This window comes from Halorubrum sp. BV1, assembly GCF_000746205.1.
GTDB lineage: Archaea > Halobacteriota > Halobacteria > Halobacteriales > Haloferacaceae > Halorubrum.
The window spans coordinates 484,406-504,392 of record NZ_JQKV01000002.1 but is presented as its reverse complement, the minus strand read 5'-3'; the positions used below and the strand labels follow the sequence as shown (position 1 = coordinate 504,392).

Genomic DNA, 19,987 nt, shown 5'->3' with positions numbered 1-19,987 from the left:
TCAGCTCCCGGAACGGAGGTCCCCAACCGTCAACACGCGCGTCCCGACCGGTCGTTTCACGAACTCGCCGACGTCGCGACCGAGTAGCTCTCCGACTCCCCGTTGTGCCGCGATGTCGAGGAGTCGCTGGTTTATCGGCCCGTCGACGACGACCGCGTCCGGAGCGACGTCGGCGCGCTCGATCGCGTCGAACGCCTCGCCCGCGGCGACCTCGGCGAGCACACCGAGGTCGTCGCCGAGGAGCCGAGCGCGCCCGCTCTCGGCGTCGACGATCTCCTGTACGTGCTCTTCGAGCGATCGTGGCTCGTCGTCGGTCGCCTCGTCGTCTGCGGTGACCGACTCGCCATCGTCGGTGGGTGCCTCGTCTTCGGCCGCCGCCGGTTCATCCGAAGAAGCGGGAGCCGCGCTCTCGGTGACGGTCTCCTCGCTCGCGTCGGCATTGTCCTCCGCGTCGGCGTCTTCACTCCCGTCGGCGTTCCCACTCGCGGTGGCGTCATCCTCCGCGGCGGCGTCCTCGCCCGCGCCGTCGCTCGGATCGCCGCCACTCGGACCATCGACTGCGTCGTCGCCGTCACCTCGGTCGGACCCGCCGCCCCCGGTCGCGTTCGCAGCCACGTCGTTCGATTCGACGCGCGCGTCCGCTCCGGCCGAGTCACTCTCTGTGTCTCCGTCCGAATCGACCGAGTCGACTGTATCGGTCTCGACCGCGGCACCGCGTGTGCCGGCAGTCGTCTCCGTTCGAGGCTCTGCCTCAGCGGCCTCACGGAGGTTCGGCTCGTCGGCGAGGCTGCTGTACGGGACCTTTCCGCGGAGCGCGTCGAACACGGTGCTGCGGTCGAGATCCTCGACGGACTCGCCCGGCGGGGCGAACGCGACGTAGTCGACGTCGCCGACCTGCGCCAGCTCCCGTAAGATTAGCTCGCCGCCGCGGTCGCCGTCGAGGAAGGCGGTGACGGTGCGGTCGGCGGTGAGGTCCGCGACCGCGTCGGGGACGTTCGTCCCCTCGACGGCGATCGCGTTTTTGATCCCGCAGTCGAGAAGCGTCAACACGTCTGCGCGCCCCTCGACCACGATGACGGCGTCGGAGTCGCCGACTCGGGGACCGGCGGGCAGTCCGCGGTAGTCAACTATCCCCTCGACGCGGGCCGCCTCACGGACCTCTTCGAGGATGTCGTCGCTCGCGAGGCTCGTCTCGTCGAAGCCGCCCGCGATCAGTTCCTTCGCGCGTTCGACGACCTCGCGGCGCTTCGCCGCCCGGACGTCCTCGATGCTCGTCACTTCGACCGACGCGTGACACGGTCCGATGCGATCTATGGTCTCCAACGCGGCCGCGAGGATCGCCGTCTCGACTTTATCGAGACTCGACGCGACGGTGACCTCGCCGAACGACTGACCGTTCTCGGACTCGACGGCGACGTCGATCCGACCGACGCGAGAGGACTCTTGGAGGTCTCTGAGGTCGAGTTCCTCTCCGAGAAGCCCCTCCGTCTGTCCGAACACCGCGCCGACGACGTCGCTCCGCTCGACGACGCCGTCGGCCGCGATGGTGGCGTGAATCAGGTATTTCTCTGTGTCTTTCATGAGGGTGAATGGTGATGATCGGGCGGCGCTGACCGCCCGTGCGTCGTTACGTCCGTCGCCGAAAATAGTTATCGCACTGTCTCCGTCGCCGGCGATTGAAGAGAATTATTCTACGAAGCTCTAAATCGAACCTAATCAGTAGAATTTATGGGCATAGAATCAAATTCGATCTGTATGGAGCGAAAGCAGAGAGATTTCCTGTGGATACCGACGTTCGCTGTGCTCGTCGCCTTCGCCGTGCCATGGCCGCTGTGGGGCGTCGACCTGATCGTTGCGGGGCTTCCGGTGTGGGTATGGTGGCACATCGCGTGGCTGGGACTCTGTGCCCTCCTCTTCACGCGCTTCGTCCGGAGCGGGGCGTGGGAGCGCGGCATGGGACTCCACGCGTCGTCGAGTGCGGCCGCCGAGCGCGCGACCGACCCGATCGGTCGAGGTGACGAGCCGTGACCCTCGGCCTCTCGCTCGGGGTGGTCGTCGGCTACCTCGTGATCGCGCTCGCCGTCGGCCTCGTCGCCTACCGCGTCTCGGAGACGACCGCTGAGGACTACTACCTCGCGAACCGGTCGATAGGGACCGCAGTTCTGCTTTTCACCACGTTCGCCACGCTGCTGTCGGCGTTCACCTTCTTCGGCGGCCCCAACCTCGCGTTCGCCGCCGGGCCGGAGTGGCTGATCGTGATGGGAACGCTCGACGGCGTGTTGTTCGCGGTGTTGTGGTACGCGATCGGGTACAAGCAGTGGCTGATCGGCGACCGGCACGGCTACGTCACGCTCGGGGAGATGCTCGGCGACCGGTTCGGCTCGACCGGACTCAGGGCCCTCGTCGCGGCCGTGAGTCTGCTGTGGCTGTTCCCGTACGTCATGCTCCAGCAGATGGGCGCGGGCGAGGCGCTCGTCGGCCTCACCGGTGGCGCGGTCCCGTACTGGGGCGGCGCGGCGCTCGTCACCGCCTTCATGATCCTCTACGTCGTGCTCGCCGGGATGCGCGGCGTCGCGTGGACGGACACGATTCAGGGGTTGTTCATGCTCTCCGTCGTGTGGATCGCGGCCGTCTGGATCGTGTCCGCCGTCGGCGGCGTCGGCGCGGCGACCGACGCGATGCTCGACGCGAGACCCGAGTTCGGGAGCTTCGGCGGCGGGCTCTACTCGCCGGGGTTCATCATCTCGACCGCGATCACCATCGCGTTCGGCGTGACGATGTTCCCGCAGATCAACCAGCGCTTTTTCGTCGCGGACTCGGGCGAGACGTTGAAGCGCTCGTTCGCGCTGTGGCCGGTGCTCGTCCTCCTGCTTTTCGTCCCCGCGTTCATGCTCGGCGCGTGGGCCGCCGGGATGCCGGTCGACGTGCCAGACGGCGCGAACGTGCTCCCCGTCGTGTTGAACGAGTACACGCCCGCGTGGTTCGCGGCGCTCGTGGTCGCCGGCGCGATGGCCGCGATGATGTCTTCGTCCGACTCGATGCTGCTCTCGGGGTCGTCGTACTTCACCCGCGACGTGTACCGTCCCCTGATCAACGCCGAGGCGTCCGAGCGCCGCGAGGCGTGGCTCGCCCGGATCGGCGTCGCCGCGTTCGCGCTCGCCGCGTTCGCCGCGAGCCTGTTCCGACCAGGCACGCTGATCGAGGTCGGCGACACGGCCTTCTCCGGGTTCGCGCTGCTCGCGCTCCCCGTGATCTGCGCGCTCTACTGGCCTCGAACGACTCGGAGCGGGATGATCGCCGGCGTGCTCATCCCGCAGGTCGCGTACCTCGCGGTGGTGCTGTCGGCGGTCGTCTCCGCCGTCCCGACGCTGCCGCGGACGGTCGCCGGCGGCTGGGACGTGGCGCTCGGGCTGATGGCGCTGTCCGCCCTTCTCACCGTCGGCGTCTCGCTCGTGACCGCGCCGACTCCGGAGAGCGACGCCTCGCGGTTCACCGTCGCGGGCGACTGAGGGCGGCGGGGTCGGCCGCCACGTCCGACGACAGGCCGGTCAGTCATCCCTGTTATCACTCGGCGGCCGACCGACGGCTATTCGTCGCCGCCGACCGCATCGAGGGTCGTGCTCAGATACGTCACGACGAATCCGGGAAAGGTGCGCGAGGCGGAGCGGTACCTGACGGACGGCTCGGTTAGCCAGCTCGACTTCGACTACACGGAGGTACAGGCCGACGAACTGGGTCCCATCGCGGCGCGCGGCGCGCGGGAGGCGTACCGTCACGCCGGCGAGCCGGTCCTCGTCGACGACGCGGGGCTGTTCATCGAGGGACTCGATGGGTTTCCCGGCCCGTACTCCGCGTACGTCGAGGAGACGCTCGGCGTCGAGCGCGTCCACGAGATCGCCGCCGATCTCGCCGACCGGCGGGCCGCGTTCCGGTGCACGCTCGGCTACTGTGACGGCGAGGCGGTCGCGGCGAGCCCGGATCCGGTCGACCGCGGCGACCGCGACACGGCCGCGGCCGCCGGGCCGGCGACGGACGACAGCTTGGAATCTGTGGAGACGCTGCCGGTCACGCTGTTCGAGGGGTACGTGCCCGGACGGATCGTCGCGCCCCGGGGCGACGGCGGGTTCGGCTACGACCCGATCTTCGAACACGACGGCGAGACGTTCGCAGAGATGGACACGGACCGGAAGAACGCGGTCTCACACCGCGGTCGCGCCCTCGCGAAGTTCGCGGAGTGGTACGCGGATCGGTAGCTCACGGCCGAGACGAAGTTACCGATCGCGCGGTAGCTCACGGTCGCGCGGTAGCTCGTGGGTCGATCGGCCGTCCCGGAAACGGCGGCCTCGGCGGCCGGGCGGCGTCAGTGCTCGATGTACTGCGTCTCCCACTCGATTCGGGCGTCGATCTCGCGCTGCCCGCGTCGCGTCAGCGTGTAGTAGTTCGTCCGCCGGTCCCGCTGGCCCTTCTCCACCAGTCCCTTCTCGACGAGGGTGTCGAGGTTGGGATAGAGCCGTCCGTGGTGGATCTCTTTTTCGTAGTAGTCTTCGAGTTCGTCTTTGATCGCGAGTCCGTGCGGTTCATCGAGCCCGGCGATCACGTAGAGCAGGTCACGCTGAAAACCTGTGAGGTCGTACATACAACTGCGTATACGTTCAGTTCGCGAATAAATAAATACATCGTTATAAATAGTCGCTATCGCTGGTATCGGCCCCCACTACCCTGCGATTCCACCACCTCAGACATATCAGAAAATCAACCGCCGCGCGCAGTTAGACGATCGAACTCGCTGGTATCGTCGTCTAAGGAAACTGATACACTCGCGTGACCGGCCGGTCCTCGGCGTTTCCGTTCGGCGATTCGTCGGCAGAAAGAGACACGCCCGACGCGGAAAAAAAGCCGCGTCGGGCGTGTCGTTGGTCCCCGCTGACGCTTCGGCCCTCCAGACGAAGCGTCACCCGATGATAACGGACATGGAGTGATAAACCTGACGAGCACGCGCTATCAGTGTTCGATCACTCACAGGTTTGCGGAGCCGAACGTGTGGCGGCACCGAACACGCATGTCCGGGGCGTGTTCAGACGGACCACCCGACAGGTGACCGCCGCAAACGGTAACGTCTATACGTCGACCGCGGGTACAACGCGAGACCATGGACGATCGGACGCGCGAGTATCTGGAGGGGCGGTTCGGCGACTACTATCGCCATGCCTCGCCCGTGCTCCCCCCGGACGCGAACCTCCGCGAGTGGGGGCATATCCCGTGGACTCCGGGGTCTGGCACGACGATGGTGCGCCACCAGTCGCTCTTCGACCTCGGCGACGTCGACACCTTCTTTGCGGACAACGCGCCCCGACACGCCTACTTCTCGGCCGCCCGCTACGACGACCCGGGCGCGTCGACGATGTCGAAGAAAGGGTGGCGCTCGGCCGACCTGATCTTCGATCTCGACGCCGATCACCTCCCCGGCGTCGACCCGGAGACGACGAGCTATCCCGAGATGCTCGCCGCGTGCAAGGACGCCCTTTGGCGGCTGCTCGACTTCTTGGAGGACGACTTCGCGTTCGACGACCTCACGATCGTCTTCTCCGGCGGACGGGGGTATCACGTCCACGTCCGCGACGAGAGCGTCTGCGACCTGAACAGCGAGGCGCGCCGGGAGATCGTCGACTACGTCCGCGCGATCGACCTCGACGCGGAGGGGTTGATCCGGACGGTGTCGGACCGCGGCACGACGAAACGCGTCCTCCGCACCGAGGGGGGATGGGGCGCGCGCGTCCACGAGGCGCTCGTGGAGTACGCGGACGACCTCCGCGACATGGAAGCGGAGGCGGCCCGAGAGCGACTGATGGAACTCGACGGGATCGGCGAGGGTCGCGCGGAGACGATCCTCGGCGCGTTCGAGCGCAACCCGACCGCCGTGCGCGAGGGGAACGTCGAGGCCGGCGGCCCGGGCGTGCGCCGGCTCGTCTCCGCGCTCGCAGCGCGCGTGGCCGCGACCGACACCGCCCCGATCGACGAGCCGGTCACCACGGACACCAGACGGCTCATTCGGCTACCGGGAACGCTCCACGGCGGGTCCGGACTCGTCGTCACTCCGATCGACCGCGCGGACCTCGACGGGTTCGATCCGCTCCGGGACGCGGTTCCGGAGCGGTTCGTCGGTCGCGAGATCCGGATCGAAAGCGACGCGGATCGGACGGTAGAACTAAACGGCGAGAGAGTGTTAGTCGAATCCGGTAGTAACACCGTGCCAGAGTTCGCGGGGGTCTTCCTGATGGCCCGCGGCGAGGCGCGGAAAGCCTCCGAACGATGAACCTCGACGAACTCAGATCGGCGCAGGCCAAGGAACGCCGCAAGGACAGCCTTCAGCACCTGCGGGACTCCTTTTACGACGATGTGGCCGCCTACGTCGCCGACCTGCGCGCGGCCCGCGACCGGCGCGCCGAGCAGGTGGAAAAGCCGTTCTCCGACGACGACGTGCGCCGCATGTCCGACGAGGTCGAGACCGCAGAGGAGGTTGCAGAGGCCCTGTACGAGCGCCGCGTCGGCAAGGTCGTCAAGCTCGCATCCTTCGCGGCGGCAGACATGCCCGTTGAAGACGAGGGGATGACGACGGAGGAGCGCGAGCTGTTCGACGACCTCGTCGGCCGGATCAGCCAAAACAAGTCCCGCGTGCTCGACGTGCTCTCCGGCGACGCGCCGCCGTCGTCCGGATCGGATCCGGCGACGCAGTCAGCTGATCCCGACCCGTCGACCGCCGCCTCGACGGACTCGACCGCCGTCTCGACGGACTCGGACGTTGCCACGGCATCGGACGACACGGACGCCAGCGCCCTCGCGGGGGCGATGGGTGGATCCGCCGGCACGACCGGCGACTCGCCGCTCGACGACGCCCCCACCGACGACGCCGCCTCTGACGACGCCGGCGCTCCCGCAGTCCCGTCCGAAGCGACCACCGCCGACGGGACTGGAGAACGGCCGCCGGACGACATCGTCGGAACCAAGACGTCTCGTGACGACACGTCCCACGACGACGCTTCCCGTGACGACGCTCCCCGGGACACCGCGGCCGACGGCTCCGGGGAGCAGACCGCGTCCACTGTCCCGACCGAAGTACCGCCGGAACCCGCCCCGCCGGGCGCACCGGGCGTGGAGGAGTCGAATCCGAACGCAACCGACGCGGACGCGCCAGACGGCGACCGAGAGCGCGGTTCCGACCGCACCAACGACGGCGGCTCCGGCGGGTCACCGGGGGACGATACGCCCGCGCACGACAACCGCACGACCGTCAGGGTCACCCGAGACGTGGGTCCGATCCTCGGCGTCGACGACCGGGAGTACGATCTCGCGAGCGAGGACGTCGTGACGCTGCCGGCGGAGAACGCGGACCCCCTCGTCCAGCGCGACGCCGCGGAGCGACTGGACTGACGCGACGCAGCCGGCTCGTCACGCCGGCGTCGACCGACGGACACTAACGCCGAGAGCGACTACTCCTCGGCGATGGAGATCGAGTTTCTCGGCGGAGCCCGCGAGGTCGGGCGGAGCGCCGTCCTCGTCGACGACGCCTTGCTGCTCGATTACGGCCTGTTGACCGGCGACCCTCCGCAGTATCCGATCCGTGATCCAGAGCCCGACGCGGTCGTCCTCTCGCACGGACACCTCGACCACGTCGGGGCCGTCCCGGCGCTGTTGAAGGGCTCGCGCAGGCCGACGATACATTGGACGCCGCCGACCGCGGAACTCGCGCGGACCCTCGCCCGCGACACGCTCAAACTCCACGGGACCAGCCCGCTTTGTCCCTTCTCTGCGGAGCACGTTGCGCGCCTCGGCGAGGTAGAGGCGCGACACGGCTACGCGGAGCCGTTCACCGTCGCGGCCGGCGGTCGCGAGTACGAGGTGACGCTTTTCGACGCGGGCCACATCCCCGGTTCCGCACATGTACTTGTGGACAGCGGAGACACCCGCCTCCTGTACACCGGCGACTTTCACACCGACGACCAGCGGCTGGTGTCGGGGACGACCGCGCGACCCGACGCCGATATCGTGGTCTGTGAGTCGACGTACGCCGACGTGCGCCACGAGGACCGGCGCGCGGTCGAGACGCGCTGGACCGAGCGCGTACGGACGACGATCTGGGAGGGCGGGACCGTCGTCGCGCCCGCGTTCGCGATCGGGCGAACCCAAGAGATGCTGCTGGTCGCCGACGCCGCCGACGTTCACCCCTACGTCGACGGGATGGGCGTGGACGTGACGCGGATGCTCCGACAGCACCCGTCGTTCCTGCGCGATCCCGAGGCATTCCGCCGAGCGACGGGCGGGGCCCGGTTCGTGACGGGACGCGACGGACAGCGCGAGCGGATCGCCGGCGACAACGAGCTGATCGTCACCACGTCGGGGATGCTCGCCGGCGGCCCGGTTCGATCGTATCTCCCCAAAGTCCGCTCGAATCCGACGAACGCGGTCACGCTGACCGGCTATCAGGTGGAGGGAACGCCCGGCCGAGAGCTACAGGACCACGGCCGGATGGAGCTGAACGGTCGGGTCAGGCCCGTGAGTGCCACCGTCGAGTCGTACGACTTCTCCGCGCACGCGGACAGAGACGGGCTGGAGTCGTTCCTCGCAGACTACGCGGACGCGCGGGTGGCGATCGTTCACGGCGACCGCTGTGCGTCGTTCGCGGCCGACCTCAAAAACGCTGGATTCGACGCGAGCGCGCCCGAACTCGGAGACCGAATCGAGGCGTGAGACGGGTCGGGCGGATCAGGCTCCGCCGTCGGTGTACGCCCAGTCGTCGAGCACGCGCTCTGCGGTCGCGTTCGCCTCGGCCGGGGACGGACAGCAGCCGTCGACGACCTCGTCCGAGAGCGCTCCCGCGAGCGCGTAGACGGCCGCTCCGTCCGCTCGGTCGGCGACGCGCTCGAAGGTCGGTCGGTACCCGGCGGCGGCGCGCTGGCCGATCTCGTCGAGCGAGGCGTCGATGGCGTATTCGAGCTGACGAACCGCTTCCTCTGGTTCCATGTCCTCTGCATCCCTCCCGGCCCACTTAAAGGTACTCTGATTCGAAATTGAGTTAATAGTAGCACAGGTGTGGCGGTGGCGCTCCCCCCACCGAGGATCGACGGCCATACGCGTCAGGAGCGCGGAATGCCGGCATGACAGATGCAGACGTACGCGCCGCGGTCGCGGAGCGCGCGGCGCGGGCCGGCGCGCAGGTCGCACACGACCGGTTCCGGAGCGACATCGCGGTCGAAACGAAAGGCGAGGTCGACGTGGTGACGGAGGCCGATCGCGCGGCGCAGCGGACCGTGATCGCGGAGATTCAGGAGTCGTTTCCCGACGACGTGATCGTCGGCGAGGAGGAAGACGAACGCAAGACGGTCCCCTCCGAGGGCGCGGCGTGGGTGATCGACCCGATCGACGGCACGGACAACTACGTCAGGGACATCCGGGTGTGGGCGACGGCGGTCGCGGCGGTCGTCGACGGCGAACCGGTCGCGGCCGCGGTCGTCGCGCCCGCCCTCGACGACGTCTACACCGCCGACGCAGAGGGCGCGTACCGCAACGGCGAGCCGATCGCGGTCAGCGATGTGAGCGAGACGCGGCGGGCCACCGTCGCCCCGACGCTGTGGTGGGAGTTCGACGCCCGCGACGAGTATGCGGCGGCCTGCGAGGCGATCGTCCGCCGGTTCGGCGACATGCGACGGCTCGGCTCCGCGCAGGTCGTGCTGTCGACCGCCGCCGCCGGCGGGCTCGAAGGAGTCGTCTCGAACCTGCGCGCGAACCCATGGGACTCCGTCGCGGGCGTGTTCATCGTCCGACAGGCCGGCGGTCGCGCCACGGATCTGGAGGGCGACCGCTGGCGACACGACTCGACCGGCCTCGTCGTCTCGAACGGGGACCTCCACGACGAGGTGCTTGCGACCGCGAGAGCGGTCGAGGAGTCGACGTGATCGGCCACGGCCTCGGGCCCGACGGCTCCGGATCGCCGGCCGACGCGACCGGACGGTGGACGGTCGGTCAGCCGACGTAGTCGAACGCGACGGCGAGGTCGTCGCCGCCCCAGAAGACGAACCGGTATCGACCGGCCACGAGGTCGGGACAGACGCGGAGGGCGTCGGCGTGTGGTCCCCCCTCGACCAGCCCCGACTCCGTCATCTCGAACTCCCACGCGAGCGTCTCGCCCGGTTCGACGCCGATCGCCTCGTCCGTGTACCCGAACAGTGCCTCGCCGTCTGTCCCTCGGACCTCCGTCCAGCCGTCCGCCGTGCGAACTTCGAGGTTGTACTTGCCCTGATTGCCGACGTACGCCGAACGGCCGGAAACGTTCGTCAGTTCGATCCGGAACGGATCGCCGCGGGCGAGCGGCTCGCCGTCGGAGCGGGAGTCGTCTCTCGACTCGTCGTCGGTGCTGTCGTCGTCACCACGCTCGTCGGCTGCGGTCACGATCCGTAGCGCGAGCGGACCCGCAGCGTCGTCGGTCGCATCATCGCCGCTGTCGGAGCCGTCACCGTCGAGGCCGGCTCCGCCGCCCCAGTTGACCGCGCCCTCGTAGACCTGCGGATGTCGCTCGAACCCCGCCACCTCGCAGTCGAACGAGGCGGGAATCGCGTTCGGTTCACCGTCCGGGCGAACGACGCCGGGCAGCGTCTCGGGATCGATCACGCCGTCGTCGCGCACCGTTCCCGTCTCACCCCAGCCGTCGGTGACCTGCAACTGCACCGACTCCGGGCGGGGGTCGGACTCGACACGCACCATCGCGGCCGGATAGGTGATCGCCTGTCCGCATCCCTCGTTCGCCGCCGAGGTGTCTTCGACCCGTACGCTCGCGGAAACCACTCCGTCTTCGACGTCGACGTCGGCGAACGACAGCTCGTCGTGACACGTCGTGGGCCCGACCGACTCGACGTACACGACGACGGCGCGCTCGAAGTCGGTCTCCGAGATGAACTCGCGCGTCTCCTCGGAGGCGTCGGCGAGCAGCCACCCTGCGTCCGCTTCGGCCGCGATGCGCGTACAGAACCCTCGTCGCGATCTGCGGTCCCACGCCGGCCCGGAGAGCGGCGTCTCGACCTGTCGAACGGTCTCGATCGGGGGCTGGGCGTCGCTGCGGTCGCTGCCGTCGGTCCCGCCGCCAGAACCGCCGTCATTACCGTCGCTCCCGTCGCCGCCGTCGCCGCCTCCGCACCCGGCGAACGCGCAGACTCCTCCAGCCGCGACGCCGCGGAGCGCCAGTCGGCGCGTGATGTCGATCATGTCACGCCCTACGCCGCCACCGAATAAGTGTCTCGTGTACGGACAAGCCGCTCTTTGTCTCACACGCTCTGTGAGAGATAACTGTCTCAAAACGCGTTATAAACAATCAAAAGATTTCTGAGGGCGTTGTGAAACGTCCTGAGTCATCCGAGAAATGAGATAAAAATCCCCGAACCCTCGCCCGGCTATATGTGGGTCCCCGTCGTAGTGTGAACCGAGCATGTCAACCCCCGCTCCCACTCGTCTCGCCTCCGGCCGGCACGTCGCCGGCCTGATGACCGGCACGGTGAAAGCGGTCGCCTTCTGGGCGGCCATCGCTATCCCGCTCGCGTATCCCGCGTTGTTGTACGTGGGTCTCGACGGGACGACCGGTCTGTTGTTCGTCGGCCTGCTCGTCGCCAACGTCGTGGCGCTCGCGCTCGGCCACGACCACAAGCGCTGATCGACCGACAGGACGCATCTAACCGACGAACCGATCGACACGCCCTCCACGGCCCCCGACGATCCCTCCACGGCCCCCGACGATCCCTCCACAGCCGTCCCGTACCGTCTATCAGTGCGCCTCAGCGTTCGCGACCGACTGACACCGTGTCGCTCCGTCTCGAAGCGCTTACCCACGGTCCGACCCGACTGCGGGTATGACCGACGAGACGCACGTCGAGTGGCGCGACTGGGGCCCCGAGGCGTTCGCCGAGGCCGACGACCGGGACCGCCCGGTGCTTCTGTCGCTGTCCGCGACGTGGTGTGAGGGCTGTCACGAGATGGACGCGGTCACGTACGCCGAACCGCGCATCGCCGCCAACGTCAACGAGGGGTTCGTCCCGGTTCGTGTCGATGTCGACCGTCATCCGCGGGTGCGCGAGCGGTACAACATGGGCGGGTTCCCGACGACGGCCTTCCTCACGCCGGAGGGGGAACTGCTCACCGGTGCCGGCTACCTCGACGTCGACGGCATGCGACAGGTGCTCGAATCCGTCCGACAGATGTGGTCGGAGAAGGGGCGGTCGGCGGGACGTGTCCCCCGCGCTCTCGATGCCGACCTGCCGCCGCGGGGCGAGCTGACCGACGCCGTCGAGAGCCACCTCGCCGGGCAACTGGAGGTAAAATACGACGAGGAGTACGCCGGCTGGGGAACGGACGCGAAGTTCCCGCTCCCGCGGACCGCCGAGTTCGCGCTGAAGCGCGACCGCGACCGCGCGCTCCGCACGCTCGACGCGGTCCGAGACCACCTCGCGGACGAGGTCGCCGGCGGCTTCTTCCGGTTCGCGGGGACCCGCGACTGGGGCGATGTGGCCTACGAGAAGCCGATCGACACGAACGCCGCGGTCACCCGCGCGTTCGCGAACGCGTACCTCTACACCGGCGACGACGCGTATCTCGACCCGGCGCTCGACGCCGTCTCCTTTCTCACCGACGATCTCTGGACCGGCTACGGCGTGGGTGGGAGCCTCGGCCCGGGACTCGGTCGCGCCTACTACGCCGCGCCCGCCGAGGACCGCGCCGACCTCGACTCGCCGCGCCGCGACCTCACCGTGTTCGCGGGCGGCAACGCGCTGGCGGCCGACGCGCTGCTCGCCGTCGCCGCCTACACCGACGACGACCGCGCCCGCGAGTACGCGCGTCGGATCCTCGACGGACTCGAACGCGACCTGATCGACGTCGACTCCGGAGAAGTGACCCGCTACCGCGGCAGCGACGAGGTCGGCGAGTCGGACCTGCTCAACGACGCCGCCCACGTCGTGAGCGCGTACACCCGCGCCGCGGGCGTGCTCGGCGAGGGTGCGGCCGTCGCTCGCGCGGTCGCAGATCGGGCGATCGACCGCCTCCACGTCGACGGCTCGTTCGTCGACGGCCCGCGGTCTGGTGCCGGTCTGCTCGACCGCCCGTTCCGGCCGCTCGACGGGAACGTAGAGATGGCGACCGCGCTTTCCGATCTGGCGGCGCTGACCGGCGAGGACCGGTACCGGGCGGTCGCTCGCGAGACCGCGGAGTCGTTCGCGGGCGCGACAGAGCGGCTCGGCGTCCAAGTCGCCGGCTACGGGAGCCTCGTCGGCCGACTCCTCCGAGGGACGACGGTGATCGCCGTCGGCACCGACCCCGGGAGCGACCTTCACCGCGCCGCGTGGCGCGTCGCCGACCACGAGAAGGTCGTCGCGCCGAACGCCCACCTAGACGGGTCGGCCGCCCCAGAGACGGTTCCGGAGGGGTCGGCGGTCGTTCTCGCTGGCGACGCCGTCTCGGAGCCTGCCGAATCGCCGGACGCGCTGCTGGAGCAGGTGGCGAAAACCGCAGAGTAGGTCGGTTCGGCCTCTCGCCGGAGACGCCTACGCGACGTCCAGTTCGTCGCGGAGGTCGCCCATCCGGACCTCGCGCTCGGCGTGGGCGTTGTGCTGGTGGATCGACTCGTCGTTCGACTGTTTCATGTGAATGACCGCGTCGTCCGGGAGGTGGTCGAACTCCGAGACGGTCCCCTCGGCCAGCGCGCGGACGCAGTCCTCGACGAACTTCGCGTCGGCGTGTGCCTGATACGTCATGTGGTCTTCGTCGGGCCGTTTCGCCATGTTGTAGATGCGCGCGCTCATCGAGTCGCGGGCGACGTCGATCAGGTCGCGCAAGTCGATCTCGGGATGGCCGTTTGTGGTCACCGTGAGCGTGGCGTGACCGCGCTGTGAGTGCCCCGGCTGCGGGACGGCGTCTAGGAACTCCTCCGTGGTTTCCTCGTCGACGCCGAGTTCTGCGAGCTTCTCGCGAGCGCGCGACTCGCTCATCCCCTGTGAGCAGGGACAGACGGTCATCCCCGTCACCTCCGCGCCGATCTCCTCGCGGGTGCCCTCCTCGGTCGCGGTGGCGCTCGCGACGATCGTCGCCGTGCTCTGGGTCTCGATTTCGGACGCGGGCGTGTCCTCTCGGGTGACGAGTTCGGCCGACATCGACACCTCGGCCGTCGTGGTGTAGTCGTGTTTCTCCAAGAGCCGCTCTGCGGCGTCGCCGCAGACCTCCTCGACGCGGTACGCCTCCTCACGGGTGATCTCTTCTAAGATCTCGTCGATGGTCGCGAGATTCCGAGACATGTCTATCCCCTTGCGGCCGCTTGGCAGGTCCACGAACACCTCGAACTCGGCCATGAGGACGATCGGTCGGTCGCCGTTCCGCGAGATCTTGACGAGCTTCTCCACGCCGGTGACTCCGACCTGCGAGAGCCCGACGGTCACGTCGGGTGCCGACGCCTGTACGTCCGGCAGCTGATGGCTCATTACACACACGGTAGGGAAGTCACAGGATTAGCCCTTTCGAAAGGGGGGCTCCGAGCGGGTGTTTCGAGCGTCGCTACCGGGGTACGCGCCGTATCGGCGTCTGGCTCTCGACTTCGGGAGCGACGCCGTACGCCCCCAGACGACGAGTGTGCGATTGGCTCCCGGTCCCGGACCGTAACGCACCATTTATACCTGCGGCAGCGGAAGACAGCCCAAGACCATGCCGAGTTCCAATGGGCCCCAGAAGGCGACTCGCGATAAGCTCTCGAATAAACCCCGCGACCGCGGCACGTCGCCGCCGCAGCGCGCGATCCAGGAGTTCGAGGAGGGGTCACAGGTCCACCTCAAGATCGACCCGAGCGTTCAGGAGGGCCGGTTCCACCCGCGATTTGACGGCCGTACCGGAACGGTGACCGGCAAGCAGGGTGCCGCGTTCAAGGTGGCGATCCCCGACGGTGGCAAGACGAAGACGCTCATCGTCCGGGCCGCTCACATGAGCGCACAGCAGAACTGAGATGACGATATTCAAAGAGAAGGTCGACGAAGAGTTCGTGACCACGTCGGAGGCGAAAGAGATCCTCGTCGAGATCGAAGCCGAGCGAGCGGACGACGAGGAGCGCGACCTCCGATATGAACTCGCCCGCGCGATCGAGCACGTCAATCGGTTCGCCCACCTCGACGCCGACGAGTCTCGCGAACTCGTCGAAGAGTTGGCGGAGTTAGAGCAGATCGACGTGCCCACCGCCGTGAAGGTCGCCGACCTCTTGCCCGAGGATCGGACCGAACTCCGTTCGGTGTTCGCACAGGAGCGCTACTCGCTCGACGGCGACGAACTCGACGACGTCCTGAACGTCGTCGCGAAGTACGCCTGAATCGACCGTCGCCGACTCTCCGTTCTCACCGACTACGGTGACGGTTTCCGACTGATGCGCGCGAGGCGTTTCCCGACCGATGCGCGCGGCTGGACACAGCGGACCGTTTTCGACCGCGTCAGTACACTAGTTCGCCGTTGATGAACTGCCGCGTGCGCTCGTCTGAAGGGTCTTCGAAGACGATCTCCGTCGGAGCCATCTCTGTGATTCCCTGATCCAGTAACACCGCGACACGGTCGGCCACGCGTCGCGCCTGATGCATATCGTGTGTCGCCACGACGACGCCGATGCCACGGTCGCGCGCCGCGTCGATCGCCGATTCGATGACGGCAGTGTTTCGCGGATCGAGGTCCGAGGTCGGTTCATCAAGCAGCAGGACATCGGGCCGGTACGCCAGCGCGCGAGCGAAGGAGACGCGCTGTGCCTCGCCGCCAGAGAGCGACCCGGCGTGCTGGTCGAGCGCGTCCGCGAGCCCGACGACGTCGAGTGACTCGCGGACCGCGTCGCTCGTCGAGTTCGCTCCGACGAGCGACGCGACCCCGTTTCGGAGGCGATCGCTCCACGGTCGGCGGACGCGAAGCCCGTACTCGACGTTGCGGGCGACGGAGGCGTCGAACAGGCTCGCCTCCTGAAACACCATGCCGATGCGCCGCCGCAGCGAGAGTCGCTCCGATTCGTCCGTGTCCCAGACGCTCGTTCCGTCGAGCGTGACGGTTCCTTCGTCGGGTTCAAGGGACAGCGCGAGCAGTCTGAGAAGCGTGCTCTTCCCGACGCCCGAAGGACCAATGACGGCGACGACCTCTCCCGCGTCGACATCGATCGACAGATCGTCGAAAACGGGGTCCGTGCCGTACGCCTTCGTCACGTCGGTCGCGCGGAGCATCACCGCTGTACCCCCTGATCGCCGAAGCGGACGACCACAGCGTTGACCGTCAACACGAGCGCGACGAGCACGACTCCGAGGACCATCGCCGTCTCGTACTGTCCCTGCCTCGCCTCCAACTGGATGGCGGTCGTGAGCGTCCGTGTCTTCGAGATGCCGTCCGCGCTCGTGATGTTACCGCCGACGATGAGCACGGAGCCGACCTCGCTTATCGCGCGGCCGAACCCGGCTAAGACGGCCGTCGCGATGCCGTACCTCGCTTCCTTAACGATCACGAGCGCGACGTCGAAGCGGGTGCCGCCGAGCGCGCGCGCGGCGTCGCGAACGGACTCGTCGACGCCGGTGACCGCGGCGAGGCTGATCGCCGTGATAGGGGGCGTCGCGAGCACGAACTGTGACATGATCATCGCCTGTTTGGTGAAGATGAGTTCGAGCGAGCCGAGCGGTCCCTGATTCGAGACGGCGAACAACACGATCAGCCCGACGACCACGCTCGGGAATCCCATGCCCGTGTTGATGACCGACTTCACGAACTGCTTTCCGGGGAAGTCGGTGAGCCCCACGACGATGGCGATCGGAATACTGCACAGCGTGCTCAACGCCACGGCGGCGAGGCTGACGTACAGCGAGACGTAGATGATACTGGAGACGTACCCCTCCCTGAACGACAGATCAAAAAGCGCCGGCACGAACTGTACTATCGGATCGAACGGCACGCTCACTCGTCCGCGGACTCGCTACTCCAGCCTTCCGGAACGTACTGCTGGAAGTTCGGATCCTCCGAAACGGCCTCGGGGAAGAACAGCTGTTCGCCGTTCACTTGGTACTCCGAGATGGCGTCTTGCACGCCGGGGCTCGTGATCCAGCCGATGTACGCCATCGCGAGGTCGTAGTTGGCGTTGTCGTGCACGCCGGGGTTGACGGCCATGACTCCGTAGGGGTTCGCGAGGATCTCCGGACCGCCCTCGATCGGTCCCTGCACGAGGATGCCGAGGTCGATCTCCGACCGCTGTGAAATGAACGTGCCGCGGTCAGAGAGCGTGTACGCGCCCTGCTGGTTGGCGATGTTCAGCGCCTCGCCCATCCCCGTCCCGGTCTCTTGGTACCAGTCGCCGCCCGGATCGGTGCCCGCGGCCTCCCAGAGGTTGAGTTCCTTGGTGTGGGTACCGGAGTTGTCCCCGCGCGAGACGAACGTCGCTTCGGCGTCGGCGATGGCCGTGAGCGCGTCGGTCGCCGACCCCATTCCCTGAATTCCGGCCGGGTCGGCGTCGGGACCGATGATAACGAAGTCGTTGAACATCAGATCGCGGCGGTTGATCCCGTATCCGTTGCGCATGAACTCGTCTTCGAGCCCGCGGGCGTGGACCATCACCACGTCGGCGTCGCCGTTGCGCGCCGACTCTAAGGCCGCGCCGGTCCCCTGTGCGACCGCGTCGACGGACACGCCGTACATCTCCTCGAAGTCGCCGTGGATCTCGTCGAGCAGTCCCGTGTCGTAGGTGCTCGTCGTCGTCGTGAGGGTGAGCGTCTCGCCCGCGACGCCCGCCTCGTTGCCGGCGTCGCTCTCTCCCCCATTGCCGCCGTCTTCGCCGTCTTCGCCACCGGATCCTCCGTTCGACTGTGAACAACCCGCCGTGCTCGCGACCGCTCCAGCGCCGATCGCCGCGATGAACTCCCGCCGTTGTATCGTCATGGATACACCGTTGAACTGATACTAAATATATATTCTGATACGCATTTGCAATCCGATATCGTAGCAGAGAGAATCGCGCTGAACTGTCGTTGCCGACGGGGGCGCTGTCGCTGGCGAGTATGGCTGTCCGCAGGCAGTCGCTTCGTTCCGTCAAAATACCCCTTCCGCGCTGCTAGCTCGACGAAGCTACGCTCGCCTATCGAGCCCGACGAAGCTACGCTTCGTCGAACAGCTCCTCGCCGTCGACCATGTGCGCCTCGACGGCGTCCATGTCGAGCGTGACGCCGAGCCCCGGCTTCTCGGGGATCTCGATGTAGCCGTCCTCGATGACGTCCTCCTCGACGAGGTCCTCCCACCAACCCAGCTCGTAGGAGTGGTACTCGATCGCGAGCGAGTTCGGAATCGACGTGCCGACGTGGGCGGCCGCCATCGTCGCGACCGGCGATGCGACGTTGTGCATCGCGACCGGCACGTAGTACTGGTTCGCCACGTCGGCGATCTTCCGCGTCTCGCGCATCCCGCCGACCTTCGGGAGGTCCGGCGCGACGATGTCGACCGCTTGGTTTTCGATGAGCCGGCGGAGTTCGGTGACGCGGTAGCGGTTCTCGCCGACCGCGATCGGCGTGACGGTGTTTTTCGTCACTTCCTCTTGGACCTCCAGGTTCTCCGGCGGCACGGGATCTTCGAGCCACCACACGTCGTACTCCTCGATGGCGTCGGCGAGCCGCTTCGCGGAGCCGCCGGAGAACGTCCAGTGGCAATCGAAGGAGACGTCGGCCTTGTCTTTGACACGCTCCGTGACCTTCTCGACGATCTCCGCCTTGTGGCGGATCTCGCCGGGGCGCAGGTGGCGGTTCGCGCGGTCCTTCTCGTGGCCGCTCGGCACGTCGAGGTCGAACTTCAGCGCGTCGTAGCCGAGTTCGTCGACGACGCGCTCGGCCTCGTCGGCGCACGCCTCCGGGTCCGCCTCGTCTTCGGTGTGACAGTCGCAGTAGACGCGCATCCGATCGCGGTACTTCCCGCCGAGCAGCTGGTAGGCGGGCACGTCGAGGATCTTGCCGGCCAGATCGTGTAACGCCACCTCGATCCCGGAGATCGCGGTGACCGTGACGCCCTCGACGGAGCCCTCCCCGGACATCTTCTGGATCAAGTGCTCGTACAGGCGGTCGATGTCGAGCGGGTTCTCGCCGATCACGAACGGCTTCATGCGCTCGATGAGCTCCGGCACACCCGCGCCCCAGTACGCCTCGCCCGTCCCGACGACCCCCGCGTCGGTGTACACGCGGACGAGCGTCCACGGGAAGTTCCCGTCGACCATGGTGGTCTGTACGTCCGTGATCTCGACGTCGCGACCGCCGCCGCGCGACCCGGTGACCTCCATCGTTCCCGCGGAGAGCTCTCGCATCGTGTACTCCGCGTTCGGGTCGTGAAGCGACTCGTAGTTTCGGCTCATGGTCCAATCATTTATTCGAAACAGGGTAAACGTTTATGTTTGACCGCCGGGCCGGCCGCCTCGGACACGAAGATAGGGAGTTTTTCAACGACGCACCCGCAACGGGGTGCATGGTCGAAATTACTGATTCGCTGGCGTGTCTCTTCACCGGCGAGATCGAAGAGCGCGACGGCGATCACGTTGTCACGGTCCCGTCGTCCGAGATCGAACACGGCACCCTCGAACCGGGCGAGTCGTACCGCGTCGCGCTGATCGCACGGGAGACGTCGGAATCGCCGACCGCCAGCGCCGGAGACGTGACAGAACCGACGGCAGATCGGTCCCCTTCCGGAAACGGCGCGAGTCCGAGGACGTCGCAGTCGTCGACCGACGCCGCGCCCTCCGGTCCTCCCGTGTCAGAGGGCGACGTCCGCGAAGTGACGATCGAGACACTCGGCGACAAAGGCGACGGAATCGCGAAGATCGAGCGGGGCTACGTCGTCATCGTCCCCGACTCCGAACCGGGCGACCAGCCGACGGTGGAGATCACGAGCGTCCGCGAGAACGTCTCCTTCGCCGACGTCATCGAGGAGTAGGGGA

Annotated in this window: 21 protein-coding genes; 12 read left to right on the top strand and 9 right to left on the bottom strand. The window is 67.7% G+C overall.

Translation table 11 applies throughout. The annotated features are described in order from the left end of the window. Nucleotides 1-1,581, bottom strand: coding sequence for a DNA primase DnaG (gene dnaG / locus EP28_RS07120; RefSeq protein WP_049983297.1), 1,581 nt, complete (start codon nucleotides 1,579-1,581; stop codon nucleotides 1-3). Between the two features lie 174 nt (nucleotides 1,582-1,755). Between dnaG and EP28_RS07115 the strand changes: the two genes are divergently transcribed. The 3 genes from EP28_RS07115 to EP28_RS07105 all read left to right on the top strand — a co-directional run bounded on the left by EP28_RS07115 (nucleotide 1,756) and on the right by EP28_RS07105 (nucleotide 4,253). After that, the gene (locus EP28_RS07115) at nucleotides 1,756-2,028 is read left to right on the top strand and encodes a hypothetical protein (protein WP_049983296.1); all 273 of its coding nucleotides are present in this window, start codon (nucleotides 1,756-1,758) and stop codon (nucleotides 2,026-2,028) included. Beyond that, nucleotides 2,025-3,509 carry a sodium:solute symporter family protein gene (locus tag EP28_RS07110; RefSeq protein ID WP_049983295.1) on the top strand — a complete coding sequence of 495 codons (1,485 nt, stop codon included), beginning with the start codon at nucleotides 2,025-2,027 and terminating at the stop codon, nucleotides 3,507-3,509. Before EP28_RS07115 ends, EP28_RS07110 begins: the two co-directional genes overlap by 4 nt. 108 nt (nucleotides 3,510-3,617) lie before the next feature. Continuing rightward, nucleotides 3,618-4,253, top strand: coding sequence for a non-canonical purine NTP pyrophosphatase (locus tag EP28_RS07105; protein ID WP_049983294.1), 636 nt, complete (start codon nucleotides 3,618-3,620; stop codon nucleotides 4,251-4,253). 107 nt (nucleotides 4,254-4,360) lie between these two features. Here the strand turns inward: EP28_RS07105 and EP28_RS07100 are convergent, their stop codons facing one another. Further along, nucleotides 4,361-4,636 carry a PadR family transcriptional regulator gene (locus tag EP28_RS07100; protein WP_049983293.1) on the bottom strand — a complete coding sequence of 92 codons (276 nt, stop codon included), beginning with the start codon at nucleotides 4,634-4,636 and terminating at the stop codon, nucleotides 4,361-4,363. A gap of 513 nt (nucleotides 4,637-5,149) precedes the next feature. On the opposite strand from EP28_RS07100, the gene priS reads away from it, so the two are divergent. The 3 genes from priS to EP28_RS07085 all read left to right on the top strand — a co-directional run bounded on the left by priS (nucleotide 5,150) and on the right by EP28_RS07085 (nucleotide 8,745). Then, on the top strand, nucleotides 5,150-6,313 hold the full coding sequence (gene priS, locus EP28_RS07095; protein WP_049983292.1) for a DNA primase small subunit PriS: 1,164 nt from the start codon (nucleotides 5,150-5,152) through the stop codon (nucleotides 6,311-6,313). Then, nucleotides 6,310-7,428, top strand: coding sequence for a DNA replication complex subunit Gins51 (locus EP28_RS07090; protein WP_049983291.1), 1,119 nt, complete (start codon nucleotides 6,310-6,312; stop codon nucleotides 7,426-7,428). The genes priS and EP28_RS07090 overlap by 4 nt, the downstream gene beginning before the upstream one ends. Nucleotides 7,429-7,500: 72 nt before the next feature. Continuing rightward, on the top strand, nucleotides 7,501-8,745 hold the full coding sequence (locus EP28_RS07085) for an MBL fold metallo-hydrolase (protein ID WP_049983290.1): 1,245 nt from the start codon (nucleotides 7,501-7,503) through the stop codon (nucleotides 8,743-8,745). 15 nt (nucleotides 8,746-8,760) lie between these two features. Here EP28_RS07085 and EP28_RS07080 read toward each other — a convergent pair whose 3' ends face one another. Then, nucleotides 8,761-9,018 (bottom strand): hypothetical protein, encoded by a 258-nt coding sequence (locus tag EP28_RS07080; protein WP_049983289.1) that lies wholly within the window; start codon nucleotides 9,016-9,018, stop codon nucleotides 8,761-8,763. Between the two features lie 134 nt (nucleotides 9,019-9,152). On the opposite strand from EP28_RS07080, the gene EP28_RS07075 reads away from it, so the two are divergent. After that, nucleotides 9,153-9,950, top strand: coding sequence for an inositol monophosphatase family protein (locus EP28_RS07075; protein ID WP_049983288.1), 798 nt, complete (start codon nucleotides 9,153-9,155; stop codon nucleotides 9,948-9,950). A 67-nt stretch (nucleotides 9,951-10,017) separates the two neighbouring features. Here the strand turns inward: EP28_RS07075 and EP28_RS07070 are convergent, their stop codons facing one another. Next, nucleotides 10,018-11,253, bottom strand: coding sequence for a hypothetical protein (locus tag EP28_RS07070; protein WP_049983287.1), 1,236 nt, complete (start codon nucleotides 11,251-11,253; stop codon nucleotides 10,018-10,020). Between the two features lie 220 nt (nucleotides 11,254-11,473). Between EP28_RS07070 and EP28_RS07065 the strand changes: the two genes are divergently transcribed. Then, on the top strand, nucleotides 11,474-11,695 hold the full coding sequence (locus EP28_RS07065; protein WP_049983286.1) for a DUF8028 family protein: 222 nt from the start codon (nucleotides 11,474-11,476) through the stop codon (nucleotides 11,693-11,695). A gap of 196 nt (nucleotides 11,696-11,891) precedes the next feature. Further along, nucleotides 11,892-13,550 (top strand): DUF255 domain-containing protein, encoded by a 1,659-nt coding sequence (locus EP28_RS07060; protein WP_049983285.1) that lies wholly within the window; start codon nucleotides 11,892-11,894, stop codon nucleotides 13,548-13,550. Between the two features lie 27 nt (nucleotides 13,551-13,577). On the opposite strand, the gene mptA is transcribed toward EP28_RS07060, so the two are convergent. Next, on the bottom strand, nucleotides 13,578-14,507 hold the full coding sequence (gene mptA / locus EP28_RS07055) for a GTP cyclohydrolase MptA (RefSeq protein WP_049983284.1): 930 nt from the start codon (nucleotides 14,505-14,507) through the stop codon (nucleotides 13,578-13,580). 220 nt (nucleotides 14,508-14,727) lie between these two features. Between mptA and EP28_RS07050 the strand changes: the two genes are divergently transcribed. Together EP28_RS07050 and EP28_RS07045 are read left to right on the top strand one after the other, a co-directional pair. Then, nucleotides 14,728-15,021, top strand: coding sequence for a 50S ribosomal protein L21e (locus EP28_RS07050; RefSeq protein WP_049983283.1), 294 nt, complete (start codon nucleotides 14,728-14,730; stop codon nucleotides 15,019-15,021). A gap of 1 nt (nucleotide 15,022) precedes the next feature. Then, nucleotides 15,023-15,379 carry an RNA polymerase Rpb4 family protein gene (locus tag EP28_RS07045; protein WP_049983282.1) on the top strand — a complete coding sequence of 119 codons (357 nt, stop codon included), beginning with the start codon at nucleotides 15,023-15,025 and terminating at the stop codon, nucleotides 15,377-15,379. Between the two features lie 118 nt (nucleotides 15,380-15,497). Here EP28_RS07045 and EP28_RS07040 read toward each other — a convergent pair whose 3' ends face one another. From EP28_RS07040 to EP28_RS07025, 4 genes are all read right to left on the bottom strand, one after another. Beyond that, nucleotides 15,498-16,262, bottom strand: coding sequence for an amino acid ABC transporter ATP-binding protein (locus EP28_RS07040; RefSeq protein WP_049983281.1), 765 nt, complete (start codon nucleotides 16,260-16,262; stop codon nucleotides 15,498-15,500). Continuing rightward, entirely contained in the window at nucleotides 16,262-16,984 is a 723-nt protein-coding gene (locus EP28_RS07035) for an ABC transporter permease (protein ID WP_049983280.1), read from the bottom strand. The genes EP28_RS07040 and EP28_RS07035 overlap by 1 nt, the downstream gene beginning before the upstream one ends. After that, a complete protein-coding gene (locus EP28_RS07030) occupies nucleotides 16,981-17,955 on the bottom strand; it encodes an ABC transporter substrate-binding protein (RefSeq protein WP_049983279.1) in 975 nt (324 codons plus the stop codon). The genes EP28_RS07035 and EP28_RS07030 overlap by 4 nt, the downstream gene beginning before the upstream one ends. Nucleotides 17,956-18,169: 214 nt before the next feature. Next, a complete protein-coding gene (locus tag EP28_RS07025) occupies nucleotides 18,170-19,408 on the bottom strand; it encodes a mandelate racemase/muconate lactonizing enzyme family protein (protein WP_049983278.1) in 1,239 nt (412 codons plus the stop codon). A gap of 110 nt (nucleotides 19,409-19,518) precedes the next feature. On the opposite strand from EP28_RS07025, the gene EP28_RS07020 reads away from it, so the two are divergent. After that, nucleotides 19,519-19,983 carry a TRAM domain-containing protein gene (locus EP28_RS07020; RefSeq protein WP_049983277.1) on the top strand — a complete coding sequence of 155 codons (465 nt, stop codon included), beginning with the start codon at nucleotides 19,519-19,521 and terminating at the stop codon, nucleotides 19,981-19,983. Nucleotides 19,984-19,987: the final 4 nt, after the last annotated feature.